1 protein-coding gene and 1 pseudogene are annotated in these 1546 nt (G+C 65.8%); one reads left to right on the forward strand and one right to left on the reverse strand.

What is annotated here, in order from left to right:
• Positions 1–165 precede the first annotated feature (165 nt).
• Positions 166–435 (forward strand): annotated as a pseudogene (locus AC1DU6_RS30710) (cation transporting ATPase C-terminal domain-containing protein); the annotation flags it as partial.
• Here AC1DU6_RS30710 and AC1DU6_RS30715 read toward each other — a convergent pair.
• A partial coding sequence (locus AC1DU6_RS30715; protein WP_477861875.1) for a response regulator occupies positions 395–1546 on the reverse strand: 1152 nt, incomplete at its 5' end. The pseudogene AC1DU6_RS30710 and the gene AC1DU6_RS30715 sit on opposite strands and share 41 nt — an antisense overlap.

The following is a 1546-nucleotide window of genomic DNA, read 5'->3' on the forward strand; positions in this document are numbered from 1 at the left end:
CCACTTCGGTGAGCAGCGCTTCACGCCCGCTGGTCTGGCGCTTCGAGCCGCTGGCCGCGTTGCTTCTCCTCGTGGGCAGGAGCCCACTTCGTCGGCGCGCCTTGCCAACGGCCCGCCTCGCCAGCCCCTCGGGCGCGCCCAACTACCGGATCTAGGTTCAACTGCTTCAACGCCCGATCAGAGACGGCCAGCGCCTTCCGCAATCTCTTCGTCAACCACTGGCTGTGGGGCGCGATCTTGGTATCGGCGCTGCTGCAGGTGGCGGTGGTTCACTTCCCGCCGCTGAACCTGGCCTTCGGCACCGCGCCGCTGAGCCCGCAGCAGTGGGCCGTCTGCGTGGCCATGGCCAGCAGCGTGCTGTGGGTGGGCGAGCTGCGCAAGGCGGTGACGCGAGTTACAACGGGCCTGCCTCTAGCGCATCGGCGGCATCACTGAACTGCAGGTCGTCAATGTGCTGACGCACCAGGTCGAACGTGCCCTTGCTCAAGAACCGTTGCAGCTGTGGGGCGAGACCATTGAAACGTTCGATCGCTGACATGCTTTGCTGGCGCAGCAGGCCGACGAAATCGGCCAGGACCTGCGGCTTGAGGCGGTCGCCGCTGATGACCGCAGAAGGATCCTCGGCCGGGGCCGGCGCTGTCACGAGCAACGGCGCCACACATTCCCCCAGCCGTTGCAGCTTGATGGCAAGTCGCGTCGCGAGATCGCCGAATCTCTCGACRTTTCCTGCGGCACAAGCCGTCTCCGCCTCGCCCGCCAGTTGATGGATCTCCCTGGCTCCGAGGGTGCCCGCGCTGCCCCTCAGCTTGTGCATGCGGCTGGCATGAATGGCGAGGTCGATCGGGGCTTGCGCTGCGATCGGAATTGAGATGTCCGGGAACTCATCGAGCAGCCGCTTGAGCATCAATTTGAACAAGCCGAAGTCATTGCTCAGGCGTTCGCGCACGTCCAACCCGTCGATCCCCTCGATCTCCGGCCACGGCTGCGGCAGCGAATCCGGCGCCGACGTGTCGGGCGAGTCAGCAACCGGTTGCACGGGTCGGCCGTTCACAGGCGCAACGCGGCGCAGGATGCTGGCCACCAGGGACCGCGGGTCGAACGGTTTGACAAGATAGTCGTCCATTCCGGCCGCCGTGGCGCGTTGTCGCTCGCTGCTCAGCGCACCGGCAGTCAGGGCGATGATCGGCAAGTCCGCCAGATGCAGTTCCAGGCGGATTCGCCGGGTGGCGTCGTGGCCGTCGAGTACCGGCATCTGCACATCCATCAGCACCACGTCGATGGCGTGGGGCTGGGCTTCAAGAAGGTCGAAGGCCTCCTGTCCATTGTTTGCGAGCAAGACCTTCGCGCCCTCGAGTTCGAGGATGCGCTTCGTCACATCCAGGTTGATGTCGCTGTCGTCAACGACCAGCACTCGGATGTCCAGCAGCGCGCGTTCACCGGCTGCTGCGGGAGGTGCTTCCAACCGCGCCACCGCATCCGGCGAGGCGAGCGCAAAGTCCAGCACGACGCTGAACACGCTGCCGACGCCGGGCGTGCTCTCCAGACT

It is taken from the genome of Roseateles sp. P5_B10 (assembly GCF_056400485.1).